The organism is Tistrella bauzanensis, assembly GCF_014636235.1.
Lineage (GTDB): Bacteria > Pseudomonadota > Alphaproteobacteria > Tistrellales > Tistrellaceae > Tistrella > Tistrella bauzanensis.
In genome coordinates this window covers 1-16130 of sequence record NZ_BMDZ01000091.1, presented here as the reverse complement: position 1 = coordinate 16130, position 16130 = coordinate 1, and the positions used below count along the sequence as shown (strand labels likewise).

Genomic DNA, 16130 nt, shown 5'->3' with positions numbered 1-16130 from the left:
CCGACGCAAGGTCGCCGCTTGGGACGACGACTTCCTCGCAAGCATCATCGCAGCTTAAAATTTTCACCCGATTCCCCTGGTGCCCGTATCCGGGGCGGGATCACTTCCGGGGCGGGATCACGGATCAAGCCGCCAGGCATCGGGCAGATGATGCGGCAGGCCCAGCCGGTCAACCCAGACCAGATCGAACCGCAGGCAATCGACGCCGCCGGCGCCGATCCGCGCGCCCTGGCCCAGCACCCAGGCGGCGGCGCCGGCCAGCCGCCGGCGCTGGGCGGGCATCACCGCCTCGCCCGCCGCCATCCGGTCGGGGCGGCGCTTGACCTCGACGATCGCCACCACCCGGCCGCGCCGCACCAGCAGGTCGATCTCGCCGGCCGGCGTCTTCAGCCGGCGGGCGAGCACCCGCCAGCCGCACAGCCTCAGCCGCAGCGCCGCCAGAAACTCGGCCCGCCTGCCGGCGCGTTCCGACCGGCGACCCCGGCCGGCGCGCGCCCGGTTCGTGCCATCCCGGCTGGTCGGCGCGCCCCGCCGGGTCATGCCGCCGGGTCGTCCTGCGGATCGTCGGCGCCATCGTCGGATGCGCCGCCCAGCGCCGCCGCGCGGGCATAGAAGGCGCGCCGGGGGCTGCCGGTGATCTCGGCCAGCAGCCGGGCCGCGCGCGCGGCCCCCATCGCCTTGACCAGCGGCGGCAGCAGCTTGTCGACGGCGCCTGCATCCAGCCGGCCGGGGCCCGCGGGCAGGGCGTCATCGTCATCGGTCTCGGTGGCCTCGGGCGCGCGATGGCCTTCAACCAGCAGCACGATCTCGCCCTTGGGGGTGGCGGCTTCGAATCGTGCGGCCAGCTCCGGCAGGGTGCCGCGCACCACCTCTTCAAACAGCTTGGTCAATTCACGGGCGACGGCGGCCGGCCGCGGCCCCAGCGCCTCGGCCAGTTCGGCCAGCGTGCGGGCGATGCGGTTGGGGCTGTCATAGAACACCAGCGTCGCCGGCTCGCCCGCCAGCCGGCGGAAGCTGCGCATCCGCTCCCCCGCCTTGGCGGGCGGAAAGCCGAGGAACAGAACCCGGTCGGTGGGCAGGCCGGCAATCGACAGGGCAGCGGTCAGCGCCGATGGCCCCGGCACTGCCCGCACCTGATGGCCGGCAGCGGCGACCGCGCGCACCAGCTTGTAGCCCGGGTCCGACACCAGCGGCGTGCCGGCATCGGAAACCAGCGCCACCCGCGCGCCTTCATCCAGCCGGCGCAGCACCTCGGGCCGCATCCGGGCGGCGTTGTGGTCGTGATAGGGGACGAGCTTGGCGCGGATACCCCAATGGCTCAGCAGCCGGCCGGTGGTGCGGGTATCCTCGCACAGCACCAGATCGGCCGCCGCCAGCACCTCCAGCGCCCGCGTGGTCATGTCGCCCAGATTGCCGATCGGCGTTGCGACCGCGTAGAGTCCGGGATCAAGCGGCCGTGCCGGCTTTGCCCCACGGTTGCCATGCAGGGTGTGTTGTCTCGGCAGGGGGCTGCCGTTACTCTGGTCGCCGTCGGGGGTTGCAGGGTCTGCCGCCTCCGCATCATCGTCGTCGGCCGCAGGCCCACCGGACGCGTCTGGCGCAACCGGTCGCGCCGGGCCGGTCCCGGCCGCGTCGGCCCCTGCCGCAACGACATCTGATGAGATCCGATCCTGTGATGACCGCCCATCGGCACCAAGACCCTCAGGCCCCTGTGGACCCTCAGGATTCTGTCGCTCCGCCACACCGGCCTGTCCGGGCTGGTGGTGGCCTGCTTCGTCGCTCACGCGCGTCGTCATTGCGTCTCTTGCCTCTTGCGGCCCTGCTGGTTCTGGCCGCCTGTCAGTCTGCCAAGGTAGAGCCGCCGGCCCCTCCGGCACAAGCGCCACAGCCCACGGCGCCGATCACGGTGCTGCCGGAACAGCCGGTCGGGCCCGTGGCCCCGCCAAGCCCGCTGGACCTGCCGCCGCAGGCGTTGCGCGTGGGCCTGCTGGTGCCGATGTCGGGGCCGCAGGCGGGGTTTGGCCAGGCGATGATCGATGCCGCGACGCTGGCGCTGTCGGATGTGAAGGCCGATGACGTGGTGCTGCTGCCCCGCGACAGCGGCGCCGAGCCGCCACAAAGTGCCGCCGCTGCCCGTGATCTGATCGAAACCCAGGCCGCGACCGTGATCCTGGGGCCGATCTATGGTCGCAACGTGCCGGCGGTGGCCGATGTCGCCCACCCGCGTGAGGTGCCGGTGATCGCGTTCTCCAACGACACCGGCGCGCTGCGCCCGGGCGTGCACCTGATCGGGCTGGCGCCCGAGGTGCAGGTGGAACGGGTGGTGGATTTCGCGGTCCAGCACGGCAAGACCCGCTTCGCGGCCCTGCTGCCCTATGGCCCCTATGGCGACCGGCTGGCCGAAAGCTATCGCCGGGCCGTCACCCGCACCGGCGCCGAGCTGATCGACATCGCCCGCTATTCCGATCCTGGCAGCGATGCGCAGGATGCGGTGAAGCGCCTGTCGGGCGGCCAGCCGCAACCGCCCTTCGACAGCCTACTGCTGGCCGAGGCGGGGGAACGGCTGCGTGCCATCGCCAGCCTGCTGCCCTATTACAGCATCGATCAGGGCGAGGTGCAGATTCTGGGCACCGCCCTGTGGCAGAACCAGCCGGTCGGCCGCGACCAGAACCTGCAGGGCGCCTGGTTCGCCGCCCCCGATCGCGCGGCCTGGGAAACTTTTGCCCGCCGGTTCAGCGCCCTGTTCGGAGCAACGCCGCCGGCGCTTGCCGGCCTTGCCTATGACGCGACCGCCCTGGCGGCGGTGCTGGGCCGCAAGGGCCAGCTTGCCCGCGAACTCGACAGCCCCGACGGGTTTGCCGGCGTGAACGGCCTGTTCCGTTTCGACACCCGGGGCGGCGCCGAACATGCGCTGGCGATCTATGGTGTCGCCGCCACCGGCGCCGATCTGCTTGACCCTGCGGCCGACCGCTTCACTGCCGGCGCCCGGCCGGGCGAGGGGGTGATCCGCTCCAATCCGCTGGCGGCCCCCACGGCGCCGGCCATCCCGGCCACGCCGGCGGCGCCGGATGGCAGCGTCGCACCCGCCGGTGCCGCGCCCGCAACCGGCAGTGTCGCCCCGGCGGCAAGCGGTGCGGCACCGACTGGCCTGGCACCGACTGGTCTGGCACCGACTGGTCTGGCACCGACTGGTCTGGCACCGGCGCGCTGAGGCGCCCGGTCCGGCACTCTCAGTCGGTTTCAGGTCTCAGTCGGGAAAGCGCGTGTCGAGGTCGTCGGCAAGCAGATGGGCGGTGAGGGTGCCCAGCACCAGCCGCCCGGATGGCGTGGCAGCCAGCCGGTCGGCGCGGTTCTGAACGAAGCCGCCCTCGATTGCCTGATCCAGCCGCCGGCGGTCGACCACCTGATCGAGTGTCAGCCCGGTGCGGCGGGCGAAGACCGCAGGGTCGATGCCCGCATCCAGCCTGAGCCCCATCATCAGCGCCTCTTCGGCCGCCCGCGCGCGCGCCACCACCACCGCCTCGTCGCGGCCATGGCCCTGGCGATCGACCAGGTCGAGCCAGGTCTCGGGCGCCCGCGCGCGGCGGGTCGCCTCACGCGCGCCACCGGGGCCGGTCGGCACCCGGCCATGGGCGCCGGGGCCGATGCCGGCATAGTCGGCATAGGTCCAATAGGCGAGGTTGTGGCGGCATTCCGCCCCCGGACGGGCGTGGTTCGACACCTCATAGGCGGGCATGCCGGCTTGCGACAGCCGGTGGTTCGTGGCCTCGAACAGATCGGCGGCGGCATCGTCTTCTGGCAGCACCAGGTCGCCCCGGGCGTGGCGGGTGTGAAAGGCGGTGCCCGGCTCGATGGTGAGCTGATAGAGCGACAGATGGTCGGCGGCCAGATCCAGCGCCCGGTCCAGTTCCGCCATCCAGCCGGCCATGGTCTGGCCGGGACGGGCATAGATCAGGTCGAACGACATCCGGGGAAAGATCGCGCGGGCATTGCCGATCGCGTCCAGCGCCTCGGCCACGCCATGGGCGCGGCCGAGTGCTGTTAGCGCCGCATCGTCCAGCGCCTGCACGCCGATCGACAGCCGCTCGACCCCCGCGGCGCGGAAATCGGCCAGCTTCGCCGCCTCGACCGTGGTCGGATTGGCCTCCAGGCTGATTTCGGGCGCGCTGTCGGTGGGGAACAGGGCGCGGGCGCGCTCGATGATCCGGGCCGTGGTGGCCGGGTCCATCAGCGAGGGCGTGCCACCGCCGAAGAAGATCGAGCCCAGCGGCCGCGGGCCCAGCCGGGCGGCCTCGTCCTCAAGCTCGGTCAGCAGGGCGCGTTCCCAGCGCGGACCGTCGATGCGCGCGCGGACATGGCTGTTGAAGTCGCAATACGGGCATTTCGACACGCAGAACGGCCAGTGGACGTACAGCGCCAGCGGTTCGGTCATCAGGTCACGCCCCGCCATCGCCATCCAGACAGGCGCGCACCAGATTGTTGAAGGCCCGCGCCCGGTGGCTGATCCGGTGCTTTTCCTCGGGCGGAAACTCGCCAAAGCTGCGGGTATCGCCCTCGGGCACGAAGATCGGGTCATAGCCGAAGCCGAAATCGCCGCGCGGCGGGAATTCCAGATGGCCGCCGATGACGCCTTCGAAGGTCTCGACATGGCCGTCGGGCCAGGCGATGGCGAGCGCGCAGACAAAGGCGGCGCTGCGGTCGGGATTGTCGCCCATCCGCGTGCGCACCAGCTCCATGGCCGCGCCGAAATCCTTCGACGGACCGGCCCAGCGGGCGGAATAGATGCCGGGCGCGCCGTCGAGTGCCGCGACCGTCATGCCGCTGTCATCGGCCAGCGCCGGCAGGCCCGATGCCTCGGCCGAGGCACGGGCCTTGAGCACGGCATTGTCGATGAAGGTCAGCCCGGTTTCTTCCGGTTCCGGCAGGCCCAGATCGCCGGCCGAGACCACATCGATGCCGAACGGCGCCATCAAGGCCCGGATCTCCGCCACCTTGCCACGGTTGTGGCTGGCGATGACCAGACGCGGTTCGGTCAGGCGGCGGTGTGTGCGGGCATCAGTCATCGGTTCGGCATCCTGAACGGGCATCTGGTCTCAGCGATCCTTGCGGGCGGCGGCGGCAAGCGCGTCGCCCAGCGTCCCCAGCGGCTTGCCGGGCTGGTTGTTCTGCTGGCCGCGATCGCCGCCGCCGCCGCCACTCCGATTGCCGCCGCCATGGTTGCCGCCGCGTCCCTGGCCGCCGCGACCGCCGCGATCCTGGGGCTTGCGCTGGTTCTGGGGCTGCTGCGAGGGCGGCAGCGGCGGCGGGGTGGCGAAATCGGTCCGGCCGGCCATGGCCGCCAGGATCGCTTCCTTCTGCATCTCGAACAGGCGGGCAGTGCCGATCTCGGCCAGTTCGACCAGACGGCGGAACTGGGCGGGCGAGAACGGATCGGCCTCGGCTGTGGCCTGAACCTCGACGATGCCGCCGCCTTCGGCCAGCACGAAATTGGCATCGGCCTCGGCGCGGCTGTCTTCCTCGTAATCCAGATCCAGCACCGCCTCGCCATCGACCAGACCGCAGGAGATGGCGGCGACCGCCCGGGTGATCGGGTGCTCGGCCAGATCGCGGGTGGCGACCAGCTTCTGAAGCGCCAGCCACAGCGCCACATAGCCGCCAGTGATCGATGCGGTGCGGGTGCCGCCATCGGCCTGGATCACGTCGGCATCGACCCGGACCTGACGCTCGCCCAGTTTCTGCATGTCGACCACCGCCCGCAGGCTGCGGCCGATCAGGCGCTGGATTTCAACCGTGCGGCCCTGCTGCTTGCCCTTGGCCGCCTCGCGGTCGGTGCGGCTGTGGGTGGCGCGGGGCAGCATGCCGTATTCGGCGGTGACCCAGCCCTTACCGGTGTTGCGCAGGAAGGGCGGCACCTTCTCTTCCACGCTCGCCGTCACCAGAACCTTGGTGTCGCCGAAATGAACCAGACACGAGCCCTCGGCATATTTGTTGACCATGGGTTCGAAGCGGATGACGCGCAGCGCGTCGGCGGCACGACCGGAAAGGCGCATGGGAAGTTCGCGCATGGGGTTCTGGGCCTCGGCAGCGGGGCGATGCACGGGCACCTGCCCTGGACGGTGGGGAGAGGGAGCGGGCGGATGAACGGCACCGCCGCCTCCGATCGGGAAAACTACGCGCTCGACGCCGGGGTTGCAATGACGGGGGGCGCGCCGGGGTGGTCGGACGCCGGGGTGGTCGGGCGCCGGCGTGGTCGGACGACCGGGGATACTTCGACACGCCCGTACCGAAACTGGCTATCATTCCGGATCGGGGTGGTGTGGTGGCCGGTATCGTCGACGTTGACGCTGTGCGGCACGGTTCCTACATAGCGGCGACGCCGATATCGCGCCGACGATGGCGGACGGCCGCCATCGGGCTTGGTACGCGGACAGGACGGGACAGGTTGGCATGGCACGTGGCACGGGGGATCGCGAGACGATCGACCGGCAGGCACTCGAAGCGCTCGAAGGCCTGGCCGGGCCGCCGCGTGCCTTCCAGCAGATGAACGAACGCTCCCGCGAGGTCTTTCGCCACGTGGTGGATGCCTTCGTCGAGACCGGCGAGCCGGTGGCCTCGCGCACCATCGCGCGGCGGCTGGGCAGCAACCTGTCATCGGCCACCATCCGCAATGTGATGGCCGATCTTGAGGAAAGCGGGCTGCTGTATGCGCCCCATATTTCCGCCGGGCGGCTGCCGACCGAGATGGGGTTGCGGCTGTTCGTCGACGGGCTGCTGGAAGTGGGTGACCTGTCGGATGACGAACGCCGCACCATCGATGCCCAGTGCGCCGGCGCCGGCCGCAGCGTCTCGCAGGTTCTGACCGAGGCCAGCGGCGTGGTCGCCGAGATGTCGCGCTGCGTGGGGCTGGTGATCGCGCCCAAGAGCGAGGCCGGGCTGAAGCATGTGGAATTCGTGCCGCTGTCGGACAACCGGGCACTGGTGATCCTCGTCGACGAGAACGGCGTGGTCGAGAACCGGGTGATGCCGCTGCCGCCCGGTCTGCCGCCATCGAAGCTGATCGAGGCCGGCAATTATCTGAGCGGGCGGCTGCGCGGCCGCACGGTGGAAGATGCGCGCGTGCTGATCGACAGCGAGATCGCCCGCAACGCCGCCGAGATCGACCAGTTGACCGCCAAGGTGGTGGAACAGGGCCTGGCGACCTGGTCGGGGGGCCATGATGACGGATTGCTGATCGTGAGCGGCCGGTCGCGGCTGCTGGAAAACGTGTCGGCGCTGTCGGATCTGGAACGCATCCGGCGGCTGATGGAGGCGCTGGAGACCAAGAAGGACATCCTGCGGCTGCTGAATGAAAGCCAGCGTGCCGAGGGGGTGCAGATCTTCATCGGGGCGGAAAGCGCATTGTTCGGCCTGAGCGGCTGTTCGGTGATCGCGGCCCCGCTGACCGACCAGAACCGGCGCTATGTCGGTGCTATCGGGGTGATCGGTCCGACCCGGGTGAATTACGCCCGGATCGTGCCGGTGGTGGATTATACCGCCAAGCTGATCGGGCGACTGATCGGTTGAGGCGGGCGGGTCACGGATTGTGTGGCCACAAGGAGCGCGCGGATCGCGGCCGGACATGCCGGGGGATCCGCCTTTCGCGGAGCGCGGCCGGGGCGGGCCACAGCCTTCAAGAGCAGCCCGGGCCGTGGGTTCGACTGAACGATGATGGAGCAGGTTCGAGATGAGTGACCAGAAGCAGGCCCCCGAGGCCACCGAAATCACCGGCGCCGAGGCGCCCGAGATGCCGGAGACCGAAGCCGCCGAGGCGCCGGAGGCCCGGATCGCGGCGCTGGAGGCCGAGCTGGCCCAGGCCCGCGACCAGCATTTGCGCACGCTGGCCGATATGGAAAACCTGCGCCGGCGTGCCCAGCGCGAGGTTGAGGATGCCGGCAAATACGCCGTCACCCGCTTCGCCCGCGACGTGCTGTCGGTGTCGGACAATCTGGAACGCGCGGCGCTGGCGGTGCCGGCCGACAAGCGCGGCGCCGACCCGCTGGTCGACCAGTTGGCTCAGGGCATCGACATGACCTTGCAGAGCTTCCGCCAGACACTGGAAACCCATGGCATCCGCCGGGTCGATCCGGCCGGCGAGCGCTTCGACAGCAAGCTGCATCAGGCGATGATGGAGGTCGAGGATAAGACGAAGCCGTCGGGCACCGTGGTGCAGGTGCTGCAGACCGGCTATGTCATCGCCGATCGCCTGCTGCGCCCGGCGATGGTGTCGGTGTCGCGCGGCGGGCCGAAAGAGGGCGCCGCCCCCGCCGGTGACGCCAACCCCGGCAGCCGGGTGGATACCTCGGCCTGACCTCCGGCAACCGCCATCTCTGGCAACCACCTGACCCGTCCAAGCCCGCGGACCGTCAATTCTTGTTGGCGGCCTTAGCGGGCCTTGTTGGCGGCCTCAGCGGGCTTGCGGCGTTTTCGGGCCTTGGTCGGCGCGGCTGTGGTGTCGGCGGCAGGGGCTGCGGCCTGGTGTGGGCGGTCCTGTGGGTCGCGCAGCACCGGCAGGATCGGCAGATCCAGATGGGTCATGCCGGCCGCCTGCGACACCAGATTGCGGAAATAGGGATAGACCGCGAATTTGCCGACCAGGCCGATGAACAGGCCGACGGCGTCGTCATCCGCGTCGTCGGGAATGTTGGTGAAGCTCACATCGTACTGGCCGGTGATGAGAACGATCCGCCGCATATCGTCGCCCGGGGCGACGTCGGTGATATCCGGCATGTCGATCAGGCTCTGTGGGGCATCCACCGTCGCCGTCATCGTGAAATGCCCGACCACCATCGCGGCGTCGCGGTTCCGCTCTGCCTCCGGCTGGGCGCGATCGATGACGAAGCGCAAAGTGTCTCCCTGCATCTTCACCAGTGCGCGCGCCTTGGGATGCACGTCGATCCGGGCGTTGCGCAAGACCACATCGTCCAGCTCCGCCGCGCGCCGCACAGCCTCATAGGCTTCCATGGCGGCGGCTCCGGGATGGGGCGGGCTGCTGTTCATCATGCCGCGGCCTGCTGCCACGACGCCCGTGGCCGCGCGCCGTCATCGGATGGCGTCGATCTCGCGGCCGGTGTGGTGCGGGCAATATTGGCCGATGTGTCAGCCGACATGCGCCACTCCGGCGATCCCCGGCGATGGTCTGGCGGCACGACCCGGTCATCCTCGGCCAGCAGCACGTCGAGCCGATCGGTCGTGACCCGTGGCAGTTCCGCCCCCAGGGCAAGAAACACCTTCGCCAGCGTTTCAAGCGTCAGGTTGGGCTGCGGCCCGAACATATTGCTGATCCGCGCCTTGCTGACGCCAAGGGCATCGGCAAGCTGGCGGTTGTTCATCCCGCGCGCGTCCATCAGGCGCTGGATCCGAAACTGGGTGTCGACGATGAACGTCATCGGATCCTGCTCGCGCGGGATCATGCCGGCGAAGCCGGCGGGCCTGCCTGCAGGATGATCGGTGGTCATGATCTGCCTCATGTATTTGATTTCGGTCGAAAATTCCGGACAGCATCGGCATGGTCCACGAAGAGTCGCATGGCGCGCTTCAGAACCTCCTTCGACGGCTTGTCGGACTTCTTCGCCCAGTCGGCGGCCGTGGCCAGAAAACGGCGCGGGTTGTCTTCGGGATCAACGAAACCACCATAGATCCGCAGTTGGCCGGCCTTGAAGGCATAGAGCCTGACCGAGATGCCGCCATGACTGTGGAGGCCTTCGCCACGGAACATGTTGGGCTGGCAGCGATGGCGGCCACGTTCAGCCATCGTCGCGATGACAGCTTTCATCTGCCGGGCCGCATTGCCCGAACGATCGGGGCGTTTGCCGGCGGCGATCAGTCGTTCGGCGGTATTGATACGGCCATTCAACAGCTCCAGCAGATCAGCCATGATCCAGACATCGTGCCAGCGGCCGGCGACGACGTGGACAGGGTCGGGGGTTGGCGATCCATCGTCGTGTCCAGCCACTATGTAAACCTATATATAAACCATTCTGGTGATATGTCCAGTATGGCTTCGGTCAACTTGAACGTTATAAGATCAAATTACCCATGGCAACGCGCCAAATACGTTCAATATGTGGTCGATGCAACCACGATGCCGGCTTGCAGCATTTCTGAAGGGGCAGCGTGGTTGCGCGCCCGCCTCCGCCCCCCTATATGACGCCCTGATCGCGACGGTGGGATGAAGTTGGGCATCGGACCGCCGCCTCGCATGGACCCTTCCAGCCATTCACAACATGGAAACGGGGGGGCCGTCGGCGCCGCTCTGTCTGGGCCGTCGGCGCCCGCTACCTGAGAGAGACCGAAACCATGAGCAAAGTCATCGGCATCGACCTGGGCACCACCAATTCTTGCGTCGCCATCATGGACGGCAAGAACGCCAAGGTGATCGAGAACAGCGAAGGTGCGCGCACGACCCCGTCGATGGTGGCGTTCACCGAAGATGACGAGATTCTGGTCGGCCAGCCGGCAAAGCGCCAGGCGGTGACCAACCCCGAGAACACCGTGTTCGCGGTGAAGCGGCTGATCGGCCGCACCTTCAACGATCCGACGACCCAGAAAGACGCCAAGATGGTCCCCTACCGGATCGTCAAGGCGGATAATGGCGACGCCTGGGTCGAGGTGCGCGGCAAGAAGCAGTCGCCGAGCCAGATCAGCGCGCAGATCCTGAAGAAGATGAAGGAGACGGCCGAAGCCTATCTGGGCGAGACCGTCACCCAGGCCGTGATCACCGTTCCGGCCTATTTCAACGACAGCCAGCGTCAGGCGACCAAGGATGCCGGCAAGATCGCCGGCCTTGAGGTGCTGCGCATCATCAACGAGCCGACGGCGGCCGCGCTGGCCTATGGGCTTGAGAAGAACGACGGCAAGACCATCGCGGTCTACGACCTTGGCGGCGGCACCTTCGACGTCTCGATCCTTGAGATCGGCGACGGCGTGTTCGAGGTGAAGTCGACCAATGGCGATACCTTCCTTGGCGGCGAAGATTTCGACATGCGGATCGTCGATTACCTCGCCGACGAGTTCAAGAAGGAGAGCGGCATCGACCTGCGCGGCGATCGTCTGGCGCTCCAGCGGCTGAAGGAAGCCGCCGAGAAGGCCAAGATCGAGCTGTCGAGCGGCATGCAGACCGAGGTCAACCTGCCCTTCATCACCGCCGATCAGTCGGGCCCGAAGCATCTGGCGATCAAGCTGACCCGCGCCAAGCTGGAAGCGCTGGTGGGCGATCTGGTCGACCGGACCATCGACCCGTGCCGCAAGGCGCTGAAGGATGCGGGCCTGACGGCCGGCGAGATCGATGAGGTCGTGCTGGTCGGTGGCCAGACCCGCATGCCCAAGGTCATCGAGAAGGTGAAGGAATTCTTCGGTCGCGAGCCGCATCGCGGCGTGAACCCGGATGAGGTGGTCGCCATCGGCGCCGCCATCCAGGCCGCCGTGCTGAAGGGCGAGGTCAAGGACGTTCTGCTGCTCGACGTGACGCCCCTGTCGCTGGGCATCGAGACGCTGGGCGGCGTGATGACCAAGCTGATCGAGCGCAACACCACCATCCCGACCAAGAAGAGCCAGGTGTTCTCCACCGCCGATGACAATCAGACGGCGGTGACCATCCGGGTCTTCCAGGGCGAGCGCGAGATGGCCGCCGACAACAAGATGCTGGGCCAGTTCGATCTGGTCGGCATTCCGCCGGCGCCGCGGGGCGTGCCGCAGGTCGAGGTGACCTTCGACATCGATGCCAACGGTCTGGTCAATGTGTCGGCCAAGGACAAGGCGACCGGCAAGGAACAGGCGATCCGCATCCAGGCCTCGGGCGGCCTCTCGGATGCCGAGATCGAGCGGATGGTGAAGGAAGCCGAAGCCAACGCGGCCGACGACCGCAAGCGCAAGGAACTGGTCGAGGCCCGCAACCATGCCGACGGCCTGGTGCATTCGACCGAGAAGAGCCTGGCCGAGCATGGCGACAAGATCGGCGCCGAGGAGCGGTCGGCGATCGAGGATGCCGTGACCGCGCTCAAGGCCGCGCTCAACGGCGACGATGCCGACGACATCAAGCAGAAGACCGAGGCGCTGTCGGTGGCGGCCATGAAGCTTGGCGAGGCCATGTACAAGGCGAGCGAGCAGCAGGAGGGCGCCCAGGGCCCCGGTGCCGGCGCCGCTGGCGGCAAGGGCCCGGCCGATGACGGTGTGGTCGATGCCGATTTCGAGGAAGTGAAGGACGACAAGGGCGGACGGGCCTGAGGCCCGACGCCTGATGCCACGGGCGGTCGGTGCCATATCTGGCGCCGGTCGCCCGCGGCCGTTTTGAGGGGGTGGTGCGCGGGGGTCCGGTCCGGCGTGCCCAGCCCATGATCGAAGGCTCCGGCAGAGGCGCCCGCCACCCCGGCGCGGCTGTCCCGGCTCAAGGTATAGTCCACGACCATGGCGAAGGCCGATTACTATGAAATGCTGGGTGTCGCACGCGACGCCGACGACGCCGCGCTGAAAAAGGCGTTCCGCAAGCTGGCGATGCAGTATCACCCCGACCGCAATCCGGGGGATGCCGAGGCCGAGCGACGCTTCAAGGAAATCAACGAGGCCTATGAGATCCTGAAGGATCCGAAGAAGCGCCAGGCCTATGACCAGTTCGGCCATGCCGCTTTCGAGGCAGGCATGGGCGGTGGTGGCCGTGGGCGTGGCGCCTCTGATTTCAGCTCGTCCTTTGCCGATGTGTTCGAGGACATCTTCGGCGAGTTCATGGGCGGGGGGCGCGGTGGCGGCCAGCGCGGCGGTGGCCAGCGCGGCGCCGATATGCGCTTCGACCTGGATATCAGCCTGGAAGATGCCTTCAACGGCAAGCAGACCGACATCACCGTGCCGTCCTCGGCAACCTGCGAGGTCTGCGACGGGTCGGGCGCCGCCGAAGGCACCCAGCCGGTCACCTGCCCGACCTGTCAGGGCCACGGCAAGGTGCGCGCGACCCAGGGCTTCTTCACTATCGAACGCACCTGCCCGGCCTGCCATGGCGTGGGGCGGGTGATCAAGGATCCGTGCCGCAACTGCGGCGGCGCCGGGCGCGTGCGTCGCGACAAGACCCTGTCGGTGAACATTCCGGCCGGCGTCGAAGACGGCATGCGCATCCGGCTGTCGGGCGAAGGCGATGCCGGCGTGCGCGGCGGTCCGCCCGGCGATCTGTATATCTTCCTGTCGGTGGCGCCCCATCCGGTGTTCCAGCGCGACGGCGTCGACGTGTCGTGCCGGGTGCCGATCCCGATGGTGCGCGCAACCCTGGGCGGCACGGTCGAGGTGCCGACGCTGGAAGGCGCGCGGGTGCGGCTGAACATCCCGGCCGGCACCCAGTCGGGCCATCAGTTCCGCCTGCGGTCGAAAGGCATGCCGGCGGTGCAGGGGCGCGGCACCCGCGGCGACATGTATGTGATCATCACCGTCGAAACACCGGTGAACCTGTCGGCCCGCCAGCGCGAATTGCTGGAGGAATTCGAACAGGCGGGCGATGAGGGCGGCTCGTCGTCGAGCCCGCAATCGGAGGGCTTCTTCGCCAAGGTGAAGGAGCTGTGGTCCGACCTGACCGATTGACCGGCCGATCGGCTGGCCCACGGATATCGGCGCGCGGCTTTCGCTGCGCGCCGATATGCGGTAGGACAGACCGGCGGGCAGGCGATACGCGGCGCGGGTTCTCACCTCGCGCCTTTTTTGCGCACCCGGCGATGTTTCGCCAGAAGCTGGCATGATGGATCAAGCGGGAGAGACGGCAAGATGAGCGGGATCGCGATCGGGGTGGTCGGCTGTGCCGGGCGGATGGGACGCATGCTGCTGGCCACGATCGCCGCCACCGATGGCTGCCGCGTCGCCGGTGGCACCGAGGCGCCGGGCAACGAGGCGGTCGGCCAGGATCTGGGCCGGTTCGCGGGCACGACGGATCCGCTGGGCATCCTGGTTGGCGACGACCCGGCGGCGTTGTTCGACGCGGCCGATGTGGTGATCGACTTCACCCGGCCGAAGGCAACCGTGACCCATGCCCGCCTGGCCGCCGCCCGCGGCAAGGCACTGGTCACCGGCACCACCGGCCTTGATGCCGGTGATGAAGCGATGCTGCGCGAGGCGGCCCGCTGCGTGCCGATGGTCTATGCTCCCAACATGTCGCTGGGGGTGACCCTGCTGATGCATCTGGTCGAACAGGCGGCGGCGCGGCTGGGGCCCGATTACGACATCGAGATCGTGGAAATGCATCATCGCCACAAGATCGACGCGCCGTCCGGCACGGCGCTGGGACTGGCGCGGGCGGCGGCGCGCGGCCGCGATGTCTCGCTGGATGATGTGGCCGATCGCGGCCGCGATGGCGATACCGGCCCGCGCCGGCGTGGCGCCATCGGCATGGCGGCACTGCGGGGCGGCGACGTGATCGGCGATCATCAGGTGATCTTCGCCGCCGATGGCGAGCGGCTGGAACTGGGCCACCGGGCCTCGTCACGGGAAACCTTCGCCCGGGGCGCCGTGACAGCGGCGATCTGGGTCGCGGGCCGCGCGCCGGGGCTCTATGACATGCGTGACGTTCTGGATCTGCGCTGAGGCGCCGGCTCGATCGGCCGCAGGGGCGGGCGGCTCAGCGCTTGCGGCCACGGCGGTTGGCGACGGTGATGGCGCACAGGATCAGGCCCAGGGCGATGAAGGCATTCAGGCTGGGTTCCTCGCTCAGCAGCAGCATGCCCCACATCACGCCGAAGGCGGGGATCAGATAGTTGTTCAGCGCCACCAGAACCGCCCCGCCGCGCGCCATCAGCCGATAGAACAGCAGATAGGCGAGCCCGGTGCAGGCGACGCCAAGCAGGCCGACCGCCAGCACCGCGTCCAGCGCCGGCGCCCGGGTCCAGGGCTGTTCCAGTATCAGCGCCAGCGGCAGGGCCAGAATGGCGCCCGAGGTGAGGGTGGCCGTGGCCGACACCAGCGGCGGCACATGGCGCACCCGCTCGGCATAGAGCGAGGCGATGGCATAGCACAGCGCCGCGCCCAGGATCGCCATCTCGCCGATGCCGCCCCCGGCCTGGGTCAACGCCGCGGGCCCGACCAGCACCACCACGCCTGAAAAGCCCAGCGCGATGCCGGCGATCCGCCCGGCGGTGACAGGGTTTTCGGCCGGCCGCACGATCCGCGCGAGCACCAGCGTGAACAATGGCATCGCCGCCATCAGAATCGCCGCCACCGCCGAGGGCACATGCTGCTGTCCCCAGGCGATCAGCGTGAACGGCGCCAGATTGCCCACCGCCCCGAACACCAGGAACGGTGTCCAGCCGGCAAGCCCCACCGGTAGCCGCAGCCCGCGCAGCCGCATGACCATGAACAGCGCCACAGCCCCCAGCACCAGCCGGGCGACCACGATGGTCAGCGGCCCGATGGTCGGCAGCGCCGTCTTGACCAGCATGAACGACCCGCCCCACAGCGCGGCCAGCAGCACCAGACAGCCATAATCGGCCGGCCCGAAGCCGCGCATCACCAGCGGCGTCGCACCGCCCAGCGGGCGCGCATCCTGCGGCATCGCGATCCTCATGAAGCGGGGGTTGCGTGGATTGCGAAACAGGCGGGGATGATCGCGCCTGGGTGCTGGCGGGTCAAGGGGATGATGGGGGCGAACATCTTCTTGCGTGCTTAATGTGCTGAGATATTCTCGCATAGGGTCGGATTTGAATGGGGTCGCAGATGCATGAGGGGAAACGGCCCGAGATTTTTATCGGGTTGATCGGTGCGGTGGGAATCGATCTCAAGAATGTGGGTGACGGAATAGCGGAACGTCTGAGGCGCGCGAAATATCATGTGGACCGGATCAAAGTCAGCGACTGCCTGATGGATCTTCGTGGTGAGGACAAGGAGAAGATCCAGGCCTTGCCGATTGATAAGCGGATTAATCTTCTTCAGGACTACGGCGATCTTCTTTGCCGGCAGGCGGAACATGCCGACGCAGCTATGTGGCCGGCGCTTGCTGAAATTAGCCGACTGCGCGAGACCGCCACGTATGGTGGCAATGGCCGCGCCTATGAGCCTGTTGCAGAATGGGCTCCAACCCTGTCGATGTCCGCTTGCCCCCGCGCTGCGGGGCTGATTCCCTCGGGTGAGGT

Annotated in this window: 15 protein-coding genes and 1 pseudogene; 7 read left to right on the top strand and 9 right to left on the bottom strand. The window is 68.5% G+C overall.

Going from position 1 to position 16130, the window contains the following annotated elements; genetic code table 11:
• Positions 1-117: 117 nt before the first annotated feature.
• On the bottom strand, positions 118-540 hold the full coding sequence (locus IEW15_RS22920; RefSeq protein ID WP_188582396.1) for a YraN family protein: 423 nt from the start codon (positions 538-540) through the stop codon (positions 118-120).
• A complete protein-coding gene (rsmI, locus tag IEW15_RS22915) occupies positions 537-1400 on the bottom strand; it encodes a 16S rRNA (cytidine(1402)-2'-O)-methyltransferase (RefSeq protein ID WP_229708551.1) in 864 nt (287 codons plus the stop codon). Before rsmI ends, IEW15_RS22920 begins: the two co-directional genes overlap by 4 nt.
• Positions 1401-1933: 533 nt before the next feature.
• On the opposite strand from rsmI, the gene IEW15_RS22910 reads away from it, so the two are divergent.
• Entirely contained in the window at positions 1934-3211 is a 1278-nt protein-coding gene (locus IEW15_RS22910; RefSeq protein ID WP_188582391.1) for a penicillin-binding protein activator, read from the top strand.
• A 36-nt stretch (positions 3212-3247) separates the two neighbouring features.
• Here IEW15_RS22910 and hemW read toward each other — a convergent pair whose 3' ends face one another.
• The 3 genes and pseudogenes from hemW to rph all read right to left on the bottom strand — a co-directional run.
• Positions 3248-4432: a radical SAM family heme chaperone HemW gene (hemW, locus tag IEW15_RS22905; RefSeq protein WP_188582390.1), complete on the bottom strand. Its 1185-nt coding sequence runs from the start codon at positions 4430-4432 to the stop codon at positions 3248-3250.
• Between the two features lie 4 nt (positions 4433-4436).
• Complete coding sequence (rdgB, locus tag IEW15_RS22900; RefSeq protein WP_188582388.1) at positions 4437-5063, bottom strand: RdgB/HAM1 family non-canonical purine NTP pyrophosphatase; 627 nt, start codon at positions 5061-5063, stop codon at positions 4437-4439.
• A 279-nt stretch (positions 5064-5342) separates the two neighbouring features.
• Positions 5343-6050: pseudogene (gene rph / locus IEW15_RS22895) on the bottom strand (ribonuclease PH); the annotation flags it as partial.
• Between the two features lie 397 nt (positions 6051-6447).
• Between rph and hrcA the strand changes: the two are divergent.
• A complete protein-coding gene (gene hrcA, locus IEW15_RS22890; protein WP_229708547.1) occupies positions 6448-7563 on the top strand; it encodes a heat-inducible transcriptional repressor HrcA in 1116 nt (371 codons plus the stop codon).
• Positions 7564-7723: 160 nt separating this feature from the next.
• Entirely contained in the window at positions 7724-8347 is a 624-nt protein-coding gene (gene grpE, locus IEW15_RS22885) for a nucleotide exchange factor GrpE (RefSeq protein ID WP_188582385.1), read from the top strand.
• Positions 8348-8421: 74 nt separating this feature from the next.
• Here the strand turns inward: grpE and IEW15_RS22880 are convergent, their stop codons facing one another.
• Genes IEW15_RS22880 through IEW15_RS22870 form a run of 3 tightly spaced genes read right to left on the bottom strand, consistent with a single transcriptional unit; the run spans position 8422 to position 9913 of the window.
• Positions 8422-9039, bottom strand: coding sequence for a hypothetical protein (locus tag IEW15_RS22880; protein ID WP_188582384.1), 618 nt, complete (start codon positions 9037-9039; stop codon positions 8422-8424).
• Entirely contained in the window at positions 9036-9494 is a 459-nt protein-coding gene (locus IEW15_RS22875) for a helix-turn-helix domain-containing protein (protein WP_188582382.1), read from the bottom strand. The genes IEW15_RS22880 and IEW15_RS22875 overlap by 4 nt, the downstream gene beginning before the upstream one ends.
• Positions 9495-9502: 8 nt before the next feature.
• The gene (locus IEW15_RS22870; protein ID WP_188582380.1) at positions 9503-9913 is read right to left on the bottom strand and encodes a hypothetical protein; all 411 of its coding nucleotides are present in this window, start codon (positions 9911-9913) and stop codon (positions 9503-9505) included.
• A 422-nt stretch (positions 9914-10335) separates the two neighbouring features.
• Here IEW15_RS22870 and dnaK point away from each other — a divergent pair, with 422 nt between their 5' ends.
• The 3 genes from dnaK (at position 10336) to dapB (ending at position 14589) form a co-directional block, all read left to right on the top strand.
• The gene (gene dnaK, locus IEW15_RS22865; protein ID WP_188582360.1) at positions 10336-12261 is read left to right on the top strand and encodes a molecular chaperone DnaK; all 1926 of its coding nucleotides are present in this window, start codon (positions 10336-10338) and stop codon (positions 12259-12261) included.
• Positions 12262-12441: 180 nt separating this feature from the next.
• Positions 12442-13596 carry a molecular chaperone DnaJ gene (gene dnaJ, locus IEW15_RS22860; RefSeq protein ID WP_188582358.1) on the top strand — a complete coding sequence of 385 codons (1155 nt, stop codon included), beginning with the start codon at positions 12442-12444 and terminating at the stop codon, positions 13594-13596.
• 189 nt (positions 13597-13785) lie between these two features.
• Complete coding sequence (gene dapB, locus IEW15_RS22855; protein ID WP_188582398.1) at positions 13786-14589, top strand: 4-hydroxy-tetrahydrodipicolinate reductase; 804 nt, start codon at positions 13786-13788, stop codon at positions 14587-14589.
• A 34-nt stretch (positions 14590-14623) separates the two neighbouring features.
• Here the strand turns inward: dapB and IEW15_RS22850 are convergent, their stop codons facing one another.
• Complete coding sequence (locus IEW15_RS22850) at positions 14624-15553, bottom strand: DMT family transporter (protein WP_188582356.1); 930 nt, start codon at positions 15551-15553, stop codon at positions 14624-14626.
• A gap of 149 nt (positions 15554-15702) precedes the next feature.
• Here IEW15_RS22850 and IEW15_RS22845 point away from each other — a divergent pair.
• A partial coding sequence (locus IEW15_RS22845; protein WP_229708545.1) for a hypothetical protein occupies positions 15703-16130 on the top strand: 428 nt, incomplete at its 3' end.